We start from the raw sequence: 15,117 nt of genomic DNA, 5'->3' as shown, positions 1-15,117 counted from the left end.
ATTGCCCGCATCACTGAGGAACCGCAGCAGGTTTTGCCGGAGCCGCAGCGGGAGCCGCAACAGCTCCGTTTCCACTCAGTTCGCGCCGTCGTCTCCGCGCGGCTGCATCCGAGACCCCCAGCTCCGTAGGCACAAACAATCCATTCTTCAGCGCCCCACGTCCGGCGACTGCATCTCCAACCTTCACGTCCGCAAGCGTAATACTCTCTCCACCCGATCCATCGCCAGCTGCATTGCCGGCACCGCTCCCTCTTCCACCCGCCGGCCCCATCTCGGTCACCCCCGCACCACTCGCAAGCATCGACATCCCACGCCCACCGCGCTTGAACGAGGTCTGCTCATCCACCCCAATCACCTGGGTCACACCATCCGGACGCAACACCGTCAGCTTCAGCGCGTCCATATCAATCGCCGTCACCTTCCCGGTGATGTAGACCTTGCCCATCCCCTCCCGCGCCTTCTTCACCTGCTCGGCGTCCATTACGCCGACAAACACCGCATGCACCGTCTTCGTCGCAGGATCCAGTACCCCCATCGCGCCCACGCCATCTCCCGCTTTGATATCTGTAACCTTCACCGGCTGCCGGTCTTTATTCACTCGCGTATTCGCGGAGAAGACCACCTGGTACACCTCGCCAGCCTCAGTCTTCACTGTCAGATGATCGGCGGCTGCGGCGGTCACTGTTCCCCGAACCATCTGCCCACCCGCAAAGACAGCCCCGCCCTCGCGATCGTCCTCCCCCTGCTGGGCGCGCAATCCGGGCGGCAGAGCTGCCAGAGCCATCACCAGCGCCATCGTTCCAAAACGCCCCATACCCCGCTGTCTCATGCACCATCCGCCTTGCTCTTGCGTCCACAGTCCCGTGCTCATACAGACGGTTCGCCTGCTCGAAAGACTCCCTGCAGCCCGCAAAAACATCCCTTAGAACCGCTCCAGTCCAGTGCTTCTTCCGCCTGCACAAAGCCTGCACTACACTACCCAGATGCATGAGGTAGCCCACGCACCCCACACCCACGGCCCCCACGTCGAAGGTCACTTCGAATCCTCCGAGGTCGTTCGCGATATCGTCATTGGCCTCTCCGACGGTCTCACCGTTCCCTTCGCCCTCGCCGCAGGTCTCTCCGGCGCCGTCGCCTCCTCCCGCATCGTAGTCCTCGCCGGCCTCGCCGAAATCGCCGCCGGCTCCATCGCCATGGGCCTCGGCGGCTATCTCGCCGCTCGCGGAGACGCCGAACACTACGTCTCCGAACGCCGCCGTGAAGAACGCGAGATCGTCGAACGCACCCGCGACGAAGAAGAAGAGATCTATGAGATCTTCGAGCACTACGACGTCGATCGCGCCAGCGCAACCCCAGTCCTCAACGCGCTCAAACAAAACCCCACCGCCTGGGTCGACTTCATGATGCGCTTCGAACTCGGCCTCGAGGAGCCCGCCGCAAACCGCGCGCACCGCTCCGCCCTCACCATCGCCATCTCCTACATCGCCGGCGGACTCATCCCACTGCTCCCCTACATGCTCGTCCCGGACAACCTCACCGCCCTCAAACTCTCCGTCGTCATCACGCTCGTTGCCCTCGCAATCTTCGGAGCACTGAAGGGAAGGCTGGTGGGCACGGGGTGGCTGCGCAGCGCCCTCCAGACAGTTCTCATCGGAGGAGCCGCAGCCGCAGTCGCCTACACGCTGGCCCGCCTTCTCAACGGCAGCTCAAGCTGATCCATCCTTGTTGTCTGTATTACCGCTCATTCTGAGCGAAAAGAAGCAGCCCTTCAGCCTTCAAATGGTACGATTCTCGCGATCTTCCGGCCAAACTCTGCTGTCAAGCCCTCTCCGGACTCAATCACCTTAGGATCAGCAACATACGCGTGGCGTATAAGTTACCGCCAATCCACTAAACTGGATCTAGTACAGAAAAAAGAAAAAGGACGCGCCGCGTGTCACTCTGAGGCAGGCAGCACCTGTAAGTACTTGCAAGGAAGGAATTTGTACGCAACTCGTTTGTTATGTCGTATTTAGAAGCCTAGCTAGTGCGTAAGCCGCTCATAATAAATAGTTTACACGCGGGTAATAAGGGGGGGGGGTAGGACATCCCGAGAAATCGAAGAGGTCTGCCTGTACCCATCCGCAACTCCCAGCGAACCAAAAGAGCCCTCAGCGCACAAGCAAAGCAGAGATGGAGATAACAACCCCCGCTGCCCCCAGCGAGAGTCCAAGAAGAAAGTAGGCACGTCTCCGGGTGAAGAGCGTAACCGAGCAGAGAACCACGGCAATCTGCAGAAGCGCCTCGCCAAGATCGTAACGATAGGCCTTGGCCTCGGCGTGAGTTACCTCAGCCTCAAACTCACGCGCCTTGTTCTGCTCCTCGGAGAGATCTTCCTTCCACTTCTCGATATGAGCCTCATACTCCTTCCGCTTCGACTCGGTGGCAGCAGCGTTGAGGGTAGGCTCCATCGCCAGCAGATCCAAGGTGACCGAGAGATTATCCATGCGAATCTTCTTCGCCTGGTACTCGTTCCACTGATCGCCCGCGCGAGACTGCATCAGCACCGCCTCGGTGTGAGTGCGATGCCCAAGAACGGTGACCATGGCGACCAGCACCGCCAGAACCGAGATCCCGAGCGAGATGCTCTTCAGCGACTCCCCACCGGACTCTCCTGATTCCTTCATCTGATTGGCAAACTCTGAGACTTCATTGGCTTCCATAGTGGAACGATTCTAGACCGTACACCAGTCTCACGGTTCAAAACGAAGATCGAGGAGCAATTCCAGTCAACACGTTCAAAGAATCGAAGATTTCTTACCCGCGTCTTTACTGGACAAAACCGACTTTTCTACAGGAACTCCTAATTATTCACAGCGTTGAGCTTGCGCGGAGCCTCCGTCGCTGATAATCTCAGGAAGTCGCAAAGAGAGATATGGCAAGAGACGAAGTGGAAAGCATCAAGCTTGCACGGAAACAGAAAGCACGATACTCTAGGTGAGAAGTAAAGCAACACTGCTTCGCACCTTGGCTCTGGCAACACGAGAGCAAAGTAACAAGGGATGACGGAGCGCAGTCCAAGCGTTTGATATCGGTTTAGAGCCTGAGGGCCTACCGGCAATCCAAACCCAAGCCACTGCAGTTGATCTGAGATGCACCAGGAGCTAAGTGCTCCGCGCTCGTCTTCGAGCGTCACGATGTTTTGATATTTTGTGCTGAGCGAATGACTGTCAGGCCTGTTTTCGAAGCCTTTAGGAGGGAAACAAATTCTAAAGAAAACGAAAATAGGAGTTGACAGACGAGCTGAAGATTGATAATCTCAGAAAGTTCGCTAAAACGTCACACGCTACTGAAGCGCTCCTCGAAAGGCTGAAGCAAGGCCGATAAAAAGTAACGAGAGAGATAGAGTAAGTAGCAAATACAGACGACAACAGCGCATCAAGTTCGAGGACACGAATATGGCTTATGCCGATTCAGTCCTTGATCCAAAGCTGCCCGCTTAGGTGGATGCAGTTCGGATCTTTGACAACATAGTTGAACGTGCCAGTCGTGAGATGATACGAAATTTGGTTTAGTCATTCTCACTAGTTATAAACCTCCGGGTGTTTTCGAGCACCGGGGGCGCTTGATCCGCACCGACCCCTGTCGATGTGCGGCAAGCAAACCAAGATTAAACGAGAGTTTGATCCTGGCTCAGAATCAACGCTGGCGGCGTGCCTAACACATGCAAGTCGCACGAGAAAGGGGCTTCGGCTCTGAGTAAAGTGGCGCACGGGTGAGTAACACGTGACTAATCTACCCTCGAGTGGGGAATAACTGAGAGAAATCTTAGCTAATACCGCATAACACTTACGAGTCAAAGCAGCAATGCGCTTGGGGAGGAGGTCGCGGCCGATTAGCTAGTTGGCGGGGTAATGGCCCACCAAGGCGATGATCGGTATCCGGCCTGAGAGGGCGCACGGACACACTGGAACTGAAACACGGTCCAGACTCCTACGGGAGGCAGCAGTGGGGAATTTTGCGCAATGGGGGAAACCCTGACGCAGCAACGCCGCGTGGAGGATGAAATATCTTGGTATGTAAACTCCTTTCGATGGGGAAGATTATGACGGTACCCATAGAAGAAGCCCCGGCTAACTTCGTGCCAGCAGCCGCGGTAATACGAGGGGGGCAAGCGTTGTTCGGATTTATTGGGCGTAAAGGGTGCGTAGGCGGTTTGGCAAGTCTTATGTGAAATCTATGGGCTCAACCCATAGTCTGCATAAGAAACTGCCGGGCTTGAGTATGGGAGAGGTGAGTGGAATTTCCGGTGTAGCGGTGAAATGCGTAGATATCGGAAGGAACACCTGTGGCGAAAGCGGCTCACTGGACCATAACTGACGCTGATGCACGAAAGCTAGGGGAGCAAACAGGATTAGATACCCTGGTAGTCCTAGCCCTAAACGATGATTGTTTGATGTGGCAGGTACCCAATCCTGCCGTGTCGAAGCTAACGCGATAAACAATCCGCCTGGGGAGTACGGTCGCAAGGCTGAAACTCAAAGGAATTGACGGGGGCCCGCACAAGCGGTGGAGCATGTGGTTTAATTCGACGCAACGCGAAGAACCTTACCTGGGCTCGAAATGTAGTGGAATCCGGCAGAAACGTCGGCGTCTAGCAATAGACCGCTATATAGGTGCTGCATGGCTGTCGTCAGCTCGTGTCGTGAGATGTTGGGTTAAGTCCCGCAACGAGCGCAACCCTTATCTTCAGTTGCTACCATTTAGTTGAGCACTCTGACGAAACCGCCTCGGATAACGGGGAGGAAGGTGGGGATGACGTCAAGTCCTCATGGCCTTTATGTCCAGGGCTACACACGTGCTACAATGGCCGGTACAAACCGCTGCAAACCCGCGAGGGGGAGCTAATCGGAAAAAGCCGGCCTCAGTTCGGATTGGAGTCTGCAACTCGACTCCATGAAGCTGGAATCGCTAGTAATCGTGGATCAGCATGCCACGGTGAATACGTTCCCGGGCCTTGTACACACCGCCCGTCACATCACGAAAGTGGGTTGCACTAGAAGTCGGTGCGCTAACCGCAAGGGAGCAGCCGCCCAAGGTGTAATTCATGATTGGGGTGAAGTCGTAACAAGGTAGCCGTAGGAGAACCTGCGGCTGGATCACCTCCTTTCTAAAAGAGAACGCCTCGACACACTTCAGCGCCCTGCGAATGCAGGCAGCTTGGTTTTGCGACCAAGTTGAGCTCCAAGTGACGTTGTCGAGAACCATCTAAATTAGCTTCGGCGAGTTTAGATGAGCCTGAACTAGACCTTCTTTTTTTCGCTATCTGTCAACACCGATGGTCAATAGCGGCGTAGCTGCTATGCACGTTCAACTGTGTCCTCGAAACCTTTCGAGAGAGCTCGATTCTTGATTCTTCGGAATCAACAACAGAGCAGCCTGCGCATCAGGCTCCTTGCTGATAAGCTGGAGGCTGGTGCTGTAGAGTCGGGCCTGTAGCTCAGTTGGTTAGAGCGCACCCCTGATAAGGGTGAGGTCGGTAGTTCGAATCTACCCAGGCCCACCACCTTTATCCCGACGGTCAGGTAAATCTGATCATCGTACTTGTGTAAATCACAAGGGGCTGTAGCTCAGTTGGGAGAGCACCTGCTTTGCAAGCAGGGGGTCAACGGTTCGATCCCGTTCAGCTCCACCATACTTCTCGATTGGCATGTTCGATATGTGATGCAAGCGATGTCTGCTTGAGGTTGAGTCTCTGCGCTGCGGAGGTTGAACCTTGAGCAGGAATGCTCAAGCCGCCCGAGGGCGCGAAGTGATGACGCAGCAATGCGAATCGCTCGATGATTTTTGACAACTGAATAGATTGGGTAAATATAACTACAAGGCTGAGCAGCTAGCTCTCAGGTTGTTTCTGATTGCGACGCTGTCGTCAGTATTGAGTGTCTTTAGAATAATTTTCGTGTTACCGACCTGATTCTCGCAAGTTGAGATGACGGTTGTACGACACAGGCGTGGACTATATCAAACGTAGATAGCTCTATGTTGCAGAGGTTGTCACTCTGCTGCGTGCGAGTAAATTCTATGGTCAAGCTACTAAGGGCGCACGGTGGATGCCTTGGCAGAAACAGGCGATGAAGGACGCGGCAAGCTGCGATAAGCTTCGGGGAGCGGCACACACGCGTTGATCCGGAGATTTCCGAATGGGGAAACCCACCCAGGTAAAACCTGGGTATGTCCAACTGAATTCATAGGTTGGAACAGGCGAACGGAGGGAAGTGAACCATCTCAGTACCTCCAGGAGGAGAAAGAAACCTCGATTCCGATAGTAGTGGCGAGCGAAATCGGAACAGCCCAAACCCGTACTATTTAGGTAGTTCGGGGGTTGTAGGGCCTGCAAAAGTAGAGTTACCAATCTGGTTGCTAGTCGAATCTTCTGGAAAGGAGATCCAAAGAGGGTGACAGACCCGTAGACGAAAGCGATCCAGACTCGAAGCAGGTACCTGAGTAAGGCGGGGCACGAGAAACCCTGCTTGAATCCACGGGGACCATCCCGTAAGGCTAAATACTCGTTTCTGACCGATAGTGAACCAGTACCGTGAGGGAAAGGCGAAAAGCACCCCATTGAGGGGAGTGAAAAGTACCTGAAACCGTGTGCCTACAAGCAGTGGGAGGACTATGCCCGTAAGGGAATGTCTGACCGCGTGCCTATTGCATAATGAGCCGGCTAGTTATTCTTGTCAGCAAGGTTAAGCGTGAGCGAGCCGCAGCGAAAGCGAGTCTGAATAGGGCGATAAGTTGGCAGGAATAGACGCGAAGCGGGATGATCTACCCTTGGCCAGGTTGAAGGTGAGGTAACACTCACTGGAGGACCGAACCGGTGTTTGTTGAAAAAAGCTCGGATGAGCTGAGGGTAGGGGTGAAAGGCTAATCAAATTCCGTTATAGCTCGTTCTCTCCGAAATAGCTTTAGGGCTAGCCTCGGGTGATTTGGATCGGTGGTAGAGACATGGATAGACTAGGGGGCTTTCCGGCTTACTGAATCTAATCAAACTTCGAATGCCGATCACAACCAGCCCGGGAGTCAGACTGTGGGGGCTAAGCTTCACAGTCGAGAGGAAAACAGTCCAGACCGCCTGCTAAGGTCCCAAAATTACAGTTAAGTGGGAAAGGAAGTCGGAACGCTCAGACAGCCAGGAGGTTGGCTTAGAAGCAGCCATCCTTTAAAGAAAGCGTAATAGCTCACTGGTCAAGCGGTCCGGTGCCGACAATACAACGGGGCTAAAACTGTATACCGAAGCAGCGGATGCACACCATTAGGTGTGCGTGGTAGGAGAGCATTCTGTCGTGGATGAAGCGCAACTGGGAAGATGCGTGGACATTACAGAAGAGACCCTGCCGGCATAAGTAGCGATAATGAAGGTGAGAACCCTTCACGCCGAAAGTCTAAGGTTTCCTGAGGAAGGTTAATCCGCTCAGGGTTAGGCGGTCCCTAAGCTGAGGCCGAAAGGCGTAAGCGATGGAAATCCGGTTAATATTCCGGACCTCCCAGTTTTTCGTTATTACGATGGGGTGACGCATAAGGATAGGCAGGACATTATATGGCTATGGTGTTCGATACGCGTAAGCTGGTTTCTCTAGGCAAATCCGGAGAGGCTTAACAGTGAGGCGTAAAGCAGTAAGCCGAATGGCTGAAAGCTGCTGATTTCATGGTGCCAAGAAAAACCTCTAAGGAGAGAGATTGGGAACCGTACCACAAACCGACACAGGTAGACGAGGAGAATATCCAAAGGCGCTCGAGTGAAAGCTTGTTAAGGAACTCGGCAAATTAGACCCGTAACTTCGGGAGAAGGGTCGCCCTTCAGGGTGCAAGCCCAGAGGGGCCGCAGTGAAACGCGAACGGCGACTGTTTAACAAAAACACAGGTCTCTGCAAAGTCAAAAACGACGTATAGGGGCTGACTCCTGCCCGGTGCCGGAAGGTTAAAGGGAGAGGTTAGGGCGCAAGCTCGAAGCTTTGAACTGAAGCCCCGGTGAACGGCGGCCGTAACTATAACGGTCCTAAGGTAGCGAAATTCCTTGTCGGGTAAGTTCCGACCTGCACGAATGGAGTAACGATCGTTCGACTGTCTTAACGAGTTGCTCGGCGAACTTGTAGTACCGGTGAAGATGCCGGTTACCCGCAGCTAGACGAAAAGACCCCGTGCACCTTTACTATACTTTTACTATGAGTTACGGCCACTGCTGCGCAGGATAGGTGGGAGGCTTTGATACCGGACTTTTGGGTTCGGTGGAGCCAACGGTGAGATACCACCCTGCGGTTGTTGTGATTCTAACCTGCTCCCGTAATCCGGGAGAGGGACATAGTAAGACGGGTAGTTTGACTGGGGCGGTCGCCTCCTAAATTGTAACGGAGGCGCGCGAAGCTACACTCAGGTCGTTTGGAAATCGACCGTCGAGTGCAAAGGCATAAGTGTGGTTAACTGCGAGACCTACAAGTCGAGCAGATGCGAAAGCAGGCCTTAGTGATCCGGTGGTTCTGTATGGAAGGGCCATCGCTCAACGGATAAAAGGTACGCCGGGGATAACAGGCTGATCGAAGCCAAGAGTTCATATCGACGCTTCGGTTTGGCACCTCGATGTCGGCTCATCACATCCTGGAGCTGTAGAAGGTTCCAAGGGTTCGGCTGTTCGCCGATTAAAGTGGTACGTGAGCTGGGTTCAGAACGTCGCGAGACAGTTCGGTCTCTATCTGCTGTGGGCGTAGGAGATTTGAAGAGGGCTGTCCTTAGTACGAGAGGACCGGGATGGACGAACCTCTTGTGTTCCAGTTGTCCTGCCAAGGGCACGGCTGGGTAGCGAAGTTCGGTTGTGATAACCGCTGAATGCATATAAGCGGGAAGCACGCTCTAAGATGAGATCTCCCAACCCAAAAGGGAAATGAAGGGCCCTAGAAGACCACTAGGTTGATAGGCTGGAGGTTGAAGTGCAGTAATGCATGTAGCTTACCAGTACTAATCGCCCGTTCGGCTTGTCCATAGAATTTACTCTGCGCAGACTGATTCTCGTAAGAACAATTACGGGAAGTCCACTGTTCTGGAGTCATTCAATACAAGCTTTGTAGTTATATCTTTTGGAAAATACGCAGTAAAAGCAACAAACGTCTAATCCCAATCTATTCAGTTGTGGAAGATCGCGAGAGCGAGATTTCAAAAATTTGCCGGTGAGTTTACCGCGAGGGTCACACCCGTTCCCATCCCGAACACGGAAGTTAAGCCTCGTTGGGCCGATGGTACTGCACGCGTAAGTGTGTGGGAGATTAGGTGATCGCCGGCATATTACAGAGCCCCATCCTTTCGAGGATGGGGCTTTTTTATTGCCTGGGCCAGCTATGCTTCTGCAAGTCCGGAAAGTCAAGGCCAGAGGACTGACCAATTGGCTGTGGATAAAGACGGTCTTCGGCATTTGTGGTGAGTTGTGGTGGATTTCAGGTAATTAGGGGGATCAGTGCCGCTCTCAGGCTGGAATCCTCGGCCTTTCTGGCTGCGCTGCGGGAGGAGCAGTTTCCTGCTGCAAAATCGTGGTTATTGGATGGTCGATCTGTGGTGAAAGTGTGGTGTTTCGTGTGGTGTGGAAAGCAGCAAGCGTTTCTAATTCCAAAGGGAGGATGAGCTTCTTCGACACGAGCGCGCTGTAGGGCAACTCGCAGGGAACACCCAACGTGATTCAGAAGTAGGCAGACTCCTTACTGGTTTTTGTGATCTGTAGACTCAAGCGTTCTAAGGTCTCCTCGCATCTTCGTTAGAGTTGAGGAGTCTGTCTCTTTGCCAATTGCGTCCTCGAGTGATTCCTTTGCATCTCGTACCTCAAAAAAAGCAATACAACCGCTAGCCTGCTTTCTTATCGCAGGAATCTGATCCTTGAGCGAATTCCGCAGGCCAACTGCAAGCAACGTCCTCTGTTCCGACGATATAGAGGTTTTTGCCTTGGTCAAGAAATCCATCGCGGAGGATCTTATAGAATGGTCAGACGTGGACGAGAGGACGTCTATGACGCCGTTGACACAGCCATCATCTCCTGCATCGAAAAGCTGTATCGACGCGATCATACGCAAGTCTTCTCGCGCGCTGCGATCTTCACATACACTTCGCATCCCCGCTTTACCCGCAGGATCTCCAAATGTAAGTAGGGCTTGAGCGAGATTCTCTCTCTCAAGGGAAGTAGAAGAGTGGGTGAGGGCATTCACGATACTAGGGATAGATTCGCGATCATTCTTCTGAGCAAGTACGTTTGCAGCGAGTCCTCTAACCTCCGGACGAGGATCCTGTACAGCGTTCCTTAACCCGGAAAGAGTAGTCGAGACACCCTTTGCACTAAGAATCTGGTCGGGGGTGGGCGGAGCTTGGGCTCGAGAGGGGTTTAGTATACATACTCCCAAGATCACGACACTCAAAGAACAAATAGAGTTGTTCATGCTTAAACCTACTCGTGGGTCTTGGTTGTTAAGACATTAGTCACACTCTGGCCTGACAGCGCACCATGCGTGTAAGTATTCTCGAGCAGGAACGTGCCGATCTGTTGGCCGCTGCAAGAGTAGACTTGTGTCGCTGTTGCTGTGCAGGTAGAGACGTTGGTTAAACCGAGGATGTCCGTATCTGACAGAATCCGATGAGAGTCATAGTACGAATTGGTCACAACTGGGAAGCTCACCATTTCCCAAGTTGTGGGTGAACCCACCGTAAATTGGGAAAAGACAGTTGGGAAATTGGTGTAATCCGTAATGTTGGACGGACAAGAATTACCGGTTGTTGTCACGATCTCGGTAATGATGGTGCCTGCATAGTTGGATATTGAGGGTGAAACCAGCATGCGAGCCAAGATACCAACACCGGTTAGGGCAAGAGGTTGATCAAGGTCCGGAAGTGATCGAGGGAACGTTTGAGAAACAGTGACTGCTGTCGGGCATAGCTGCACGCTTATTGGCGCAGTAGGCGTAGCAATAAATACTGGGCAACTTGGGATTGGAAAGTTACAGAGCGATCCAGGCGCCCATGACGGGTTTCCAGTGTCTTCGTCTCTTGCGGATATGGTTGCAGATCCGACGTTAATTCCCAAAGCAGTTCCACCGCTGGTGATCGTTGCTATGCCTGTGTTCGAGCTTGAGAATGTCGTACTGCCATTGGCATTGAATGTCTGACCGTTTTTCATCTTTGCAGTGACAACGTACCCAAGGTTCGCACCGACGGAGAGATTCCCATTTGGAGGCGTCAAGATGGCTGAAACTACATTGTCGCAATCTTCACAGGACTCCTTGCAAGTCGCCGTTTCCACATTAAAGATCGAAACGTGCGCTTTCGTACCCATTAACGTCCGGCGCCCTTTGGATTGGTAAGGAACGTTGTGTCCTGGGGGAACTGCGTTCTAGCCTCAGGAACTCCAACTTGCACTCCAACCGCAGCGAATGTGACCGAGGTTGGAACAACCATCTTTCTCACCTGCCGATATTCCAACGTCATAAAAGGTATTGAAGAGGAATAACCCACATTAAAATCCTCCTGTCCTCCTTCAATGACAAGAGTGCCAGGTTTACCAATGTAAGACACCTGAACGCCTCCAACATCTGACTGAACAGGCAGTGCTTGGATTAATCGATCAAGTTTGACGACCTGCGTTTGACCGCCCCCGACAACTATATTTTCTGACTTAGCTGAATCGGCATTTCCGCCAGAGATTAAGATATGTGCGGGAATGTCTGCTTTCGAGGTGTTAACGAAAGTGACGAAAGGGATGACGCTTTTCGTGTGGAGCCACCACATTCCCTCAACTACATTGTTACGGTTTGGTGCGTTTGTGAGATCGGGATTGGGAGCGATGGCAGCAGACGCGTGAGTGATGTAAGTAAGACTATTGATTTCATCAGTGGTCGAGACGTGGGCAATCGCCGCATCTCTCCAATTCCACGAGTAGCGGATTCCAGCGCTGCCGAATAGGGATGCGTGTTGGGTGATCGAGGACGGGGCGTCAGCAATGGCGTGAGCTATATTTATGCTGACGGACTCTGCCTTTTGCAACGGAATCGGAGCCAGATCATACTCAGTTCCGTCAGCCATCCAGAGGACCGGAGTTACGGTCAGTTCCGATGTTTCCAGAACGTTCTTTATATGAAGAATTGATTCAAAATTACCGTCTATATGCCAATAACTGCCACTGACATCGTAGATCTGCGGCCCGCTTGCTTGTGGAGTAGTCTTGCGGCTCAAGGGCGTGCTTGAACCGGGTCGCTGACTGGGTATGATTGGAGAGAGATCCCTATTTCATTCTGTGAGGTTGTTGGTGAGACGACTCGATTTGTTCAAGAGGATTTGTGTTTTGTTGTTTGCGGCTGGTCTTTTCTGGACGAGTTTTGTCCGCGAGGCTTCGGCACAGAGCGGCTCCGCTGCAACGGATGGAACTGCGCTGCGGACGATTGGTTTCATGACCGACTTCGATGTGAAGGACGATGCTGTTGGAATCTGCAAGGCGGTGATGAATGGAGTTGCGCCTGGGGTACAGATCATCGACATCACGCATCAGGCGACGCCGTACGACATTGCCCAGGGTGCGCGATTTCTGGCAGGATCTTCGCCATACTTCCCTAAGGATGCGGTCTTTGTTGTAGTCATCGATCCTACGGTGGGAAGTACGCGCAGGGCCATCATTGCTCATTCCAGGCTGGGGCAGTATTTTGTGTTGCCGGATAACGGCCTGCTGACCTTAATTCAGGATAGGGATGGAATTGACGGAGTGAGACAGATCACCAATCCGGAGTGGATGATCGGGGCGAAGACCTCTTCTACCTTTCATGGCAGAGATATCTTTTCTCCGGCGGGTGCGCATCTTGCGCGGGGCGATGACTGGACTAAAGCAGGGCCTGCGGTGGAGGTGGCGAGTCTGGTAAGGCTCAACCTTCGCAGCGCGGTGGTGGATGCGTCAGGCCTGCATGGTGAGGTGATCGGGACCGACGGGCCGTTTGGAAACCTTGTGCTGAACGTGCTGGCTGAGACGTTTGCGAAGCTCGGGTATCACGTGGGGGATGTAGTTCCGGTGCAGGTGGGGGACCATCTTTACCAGCTGCCGTTTGTGAAGACCTTCAGCGATGTGGCGGTTGGAAAGCCTCTGGCTTACATTGACTCGCGCGGCCGGTTGAGCCTTGGGATCAATCAAAACAGCTTTGCCGATACCTATGGAGTTCGGGCGTCGACTCCAATTTCAATTGCGGCGAAGAGATGACTTGAGGGACCTCTGATTAAGCCGGAATCCGGACGTGAGGGTAGAAAGGCTTCGAGGGTATGGGGGAGTGAAGCCTGTCGGGATCCTTCGCTCCGCTCAGGATGACAGCAAAAACTGGGTAGCAGCACTTGTGAGCGCTACTGCGGTTATTGGTTCTGCTGTTTGGCGTCGCGTTTGGCCTCGTCGGCAGCTTGTTTGGCTTCACGTTTCGCCGCGTCTGCTTCCTGCTTTGCTTCGCGGACGGCGTTACGCGCCTCCTGCTTCGCGTCCTGGATAGCCTGACGCGCATCTGGGGGTAGAACGGTGATCTTGGGCGGCATGGGAGGCAGCGGAGGCAGTGGCATGATGCTCCCCTTCTTCAGGGAGATGTCGCCCTGGCTTGTGGAGATGTGAAAGAGCGGACCGCCTTTGCCTGAGGTGCCGCTAACAGTCTTCTTTTGGAGTCCGCCGTCAGGAATCTTGATGTCGGAGAAGTCGCTTTCTATGTCTCCGTTGGTGGCGTCGAGCTGGTAGGCAAAACCTGCCTGTTCCGGCAGGGTGAGGTTGACCGAGCCGTTGCGATTCTCGACGGTGACATTGCCGAGAGGAGGCGCGCTGGTGAGATCGACCGAGCCGTTGCGGTTGGTTACGGTGACGTCTCCGGCGATTCGGTCGAGGGTGACGTTTCGATTGCCTGCGGTGAGGGTCAAGGGACCGACGGCCTCGCTGGCGGAGATGTCGGAGTGGCTGATATCGATCTCGCCATCGAGACGGGCGAACTGAAGGTCGGTGCGGCTGGTATGGAATTTGATAGGGCCGCGGATGCGCTCGAAGTGGGTGGTTCCGAAGAAGTCTCCGCTCATGGTGACTGGGCCAGAGAGGTCGGAGAGAGTTGTGTCGTGGCCGCGGCCCTGAATGGTGAGGGGGCCGGAGACGCTGTGTGCGGAGAGATCGGAGTCGCTGTTGTTGACGTGAGTGATGACGACCCCGGTGATGCCGGTGAGCTCGATGTTGCCGTGGTTGGCCGTAACCTGAAGCGGAGCCTTGAGTGCACTGACGTGCACGTCGCCGTGGTTGGCCGTGACGATCAGCGGTGCCGTTGCGGGCAGGCTAATGGTGAGGTCGGCGCGGGTGCCGTCGATGGCTGGAACGGAGAGCGCCAGGCTGTCTCCTGTGCTGGTCAGGGTCGGGCTGAGCTTTTGCGCTTTGCTGTCGGCGTCCGAGTCGGACCGGGTGTAGACCTGTTTGTGGACGGAGATGTGGATCTGGTTGTCGTCGCTGGTGCCAGAGATGGAGATGTCGCCGCGAGGGTTGTCGACGGTGAAGCCGCTGTTGGCGGGGAAGGATTGCGAGAGTACCTGGTCGCTCTCGTGTTTGTCGCCGAGAAATTCGTCGAGGTTGTCCTGGTTGAGGTTGAGGCCGTTGAGCATGTAACTGTGGCCGTTACCATTTCTGACGCTGCTGAAGACGATGCCGGTGATGCCCAGGATCAGGAGCAGGGTGAAGACGCCACCGCCGAGACGGCGACGATAACGTGGCTGGGTGTCATCGGATTGGATGTATTGGTCGTAGGCCCACTCGAGGAGCATGACGATGCCGGCGCCTACGAGCAGGATGGGCCAGAAGCGGGCGTACCAGTCCCAGAGGCGGTGAGCTTCGACGCGGCCGGTCTGCACCAGTAGAAAGAGGATGCCGATGGTGATCAGGAGCAGAGGCCCGAGGATGGAGCTGCGGCGAAGACTGCGGGCCTGGTAGCGGTAGGCGTCACGCTGGGCTCGGGCCATGTCGCGCTGGGCGCGGGCCTGCTCTTTGAGGACGCGGCGTTGATACTTCCAGTCGCCGCCGTAGGGAGGGCCGGGCGGTGGCGGATAGGGTGGAGGAGGATAGCTTCCCAT

8 protein-coding genes, 2 tRNA genes, 3 rRNA genes and 1 pseudogene are annotated in these 15,117 nt (G+C 54.3%); 7 read left to right on the top strand and 7 right to left on the bottom strand.

Annotated features, from left to right (window positions below; all coding sequences use genetic code 11):
* Nucleotides 1-10 precede the first annotated feature (10 nt).
* Nucleotides 11-829, bottom strand: a complete 819-nt coding sequence (locus HDF09_RS07455) for a hypothetical protein (protein ID WP_183764099.1) — start codon at nt 827-829, stop codon at nt 11-13.
* Nucleotides 830-941: 112 nt separating this feature from the next.
* Between HDF09_RS07455 and HDF09_RS07450 the strand changes: the two genes are divergently transcribed.
* Nucleotides 942-1,715 (top strand): VIT1/CCC1 transporter family protein, encoded by a 774-nt coding sequence (locus HDF09_RS07450; protein ID WP_311718976.1) that lies wholly within the window; start codon nt 942-944, stop codon nt 1,713-1,715.
* Between the two features lie 435 nt (nt 1,716-2,150).
* Here HDF09_RS07450 and HDF09_RS07445 read toward each other — a convergent pair whose 3' ends face one another.
* On the bottom strand, nt 2,151-2,702 hold the full coding sequence (locus HDF09_RS07445) for a DUF4337 domain-containing protein (RefSeq protein ID WP_183764096.1): 552 nt from the start codon (nt 2,700-2,702) through the stop codon (nt 2,151-2,153).
* Between the two features lie 947 nt (nt 2,703-3,649).
* Between HDF09_RS07445 and HDF09_RS07440 the strand changes: the two genes are divergently transcribed.
* The 5 genes from HDF09_RS07440 (at nt 3,650) to rrf (ending at nt 9,310) form a co-directional block, all read left to right on the top strand.
* A 16S ribosomal RNA gene (locus HDF09_RS07440) occupies nt 3,650-5,149 on the top strand.
* A gap of 319 nt (nt 5,150-5,468) precedes the next feature.
* Nucleotides 5,469-5,545 (top strand) — tRNA-Ile (locus tag HDF09_RS07435).
* A 53-nt stretch (nt 5,546-5,598) separates the two neighbouring features.
* Nucleotides 5,599-5,674: transfer RNA gene (locus HDF09_RS07430), tRNA-Ala, on the top strand.
* 388 nt (nt 5,675-6,062) lie between these two features.
* Nucleotides 6,063-9,013 (top strand): 23S ribosomal RNA (locus HDF09_RS07425).
* Nucleotides 9,014-9,193: 180 nt separating this feature from the next.
* A 5S ribosomal RNA gene (rrf, locus tag HDF09_RS07420) occupies nt 9,194-9,310 on the top strand.
* Together the 16S, 23S and 5S rRNA genes with 2 tRNA genes alongside form the textbook arrangement of a ribosomal RNA operon.
* A 409-nt stretch (nt 9,311-9,719) precedes the next feature.
* Here the strand turns inward: rrf and HDF09_RS20670 are convergent.
* The 4 genes and pseudogenes from HDF09_RS20670 to HDF09_RS07405 form a co-directional block, all read right to left on the bottom strand.
* Nucleotides 9,720-10,082: a hypothetical protein gene (locus tag HDF09_RS20670; protein ID WP_260181010.1), complete on the bottom strand. Its 363-nt coding sequence runs from the start codon at nt 10,080-10,082 to the stop codon at nt 9,720-9,722.
* 24 nt (nt 10,083-10,106) lie between these two features.
* Nucleotides 10,107-10,448: pseudogene (locus tag HDF09_RS21285) on the bottom strand (HEAT repeat domain-containing protein); the annotation flags it as partial.
* Nucleotides 10,449-10,456: 8 nt separating this feature from the next.
* On the bottom strand, nt 10,457-11,338 hold the full coding sequence (locus HDF09_RS07410; protein WP_183764089.1) for an Ig-like domain-containing protein: 882 nt from the start codon (nt 11,336-11,338) through the stop codon (nt 10,457-10,459).
* Nucleotides 11,338-12,234, bottom strand: coding sequence for a hypothetical protein (locus HDF09_RS07405; protein WP_183764085.1), 897 nt, complete (start codon nt 12,232-12,234; stop codon nt 11,338-11,340). The genes HDF09_RS07410 and HDF09_RS07405 overlap by 1 nt, the downstream gene beginning before the upstream one ends.
* A 73-nt stretch (nt 12,235-12,307) precedes the next feature.
* Here HDF09_RS07405 and HDF09_RS07400 point away from each other — a divergent pair, with 73 nt between their 5' ends.
* Complete coding sequence (locus HDF09_RS07400) at nt 12,308-13,243, top strand: SAM hydrolase/SAM-dependent halogenase family protein (RefSeq protein ID WP_311718973.1); 936 nt, start codon at nt 12,308-12,310, stop codon at nt 13,241-13,243.
* A 146-nt stretch (nt 13,244-13,389) separates the two neighbouring features.
* Here the strand turns inward: HDF09_RS07400 and HDF09_RS07395 are convergent, their stop codons facing one another.
* A complete protein-coding gene (locus HDF09_RS07395; protein ID WP_183764079.1) occupies nt 13,390-15,117 on the bottom strand; it encodes a DUF4097 family beta strand repeat-containing protein in 1,728 nt (575 codons plus the stop codon).

This window comes from Edaphobacter lichenicola (genome assembly GCF_014201315.1).
GTDB lineage: Bacteria > Acidobacteriota > Terriglobia > Terriglobales > Acidobacteriaceae > Edaphobacter > Edaphobacter lichenicola_B.
The sequence above is the reverse complement of the archived record's forward strand: the minus strand, read 5'-3'. Positions and strand labels throughout refer to the sequence as shown.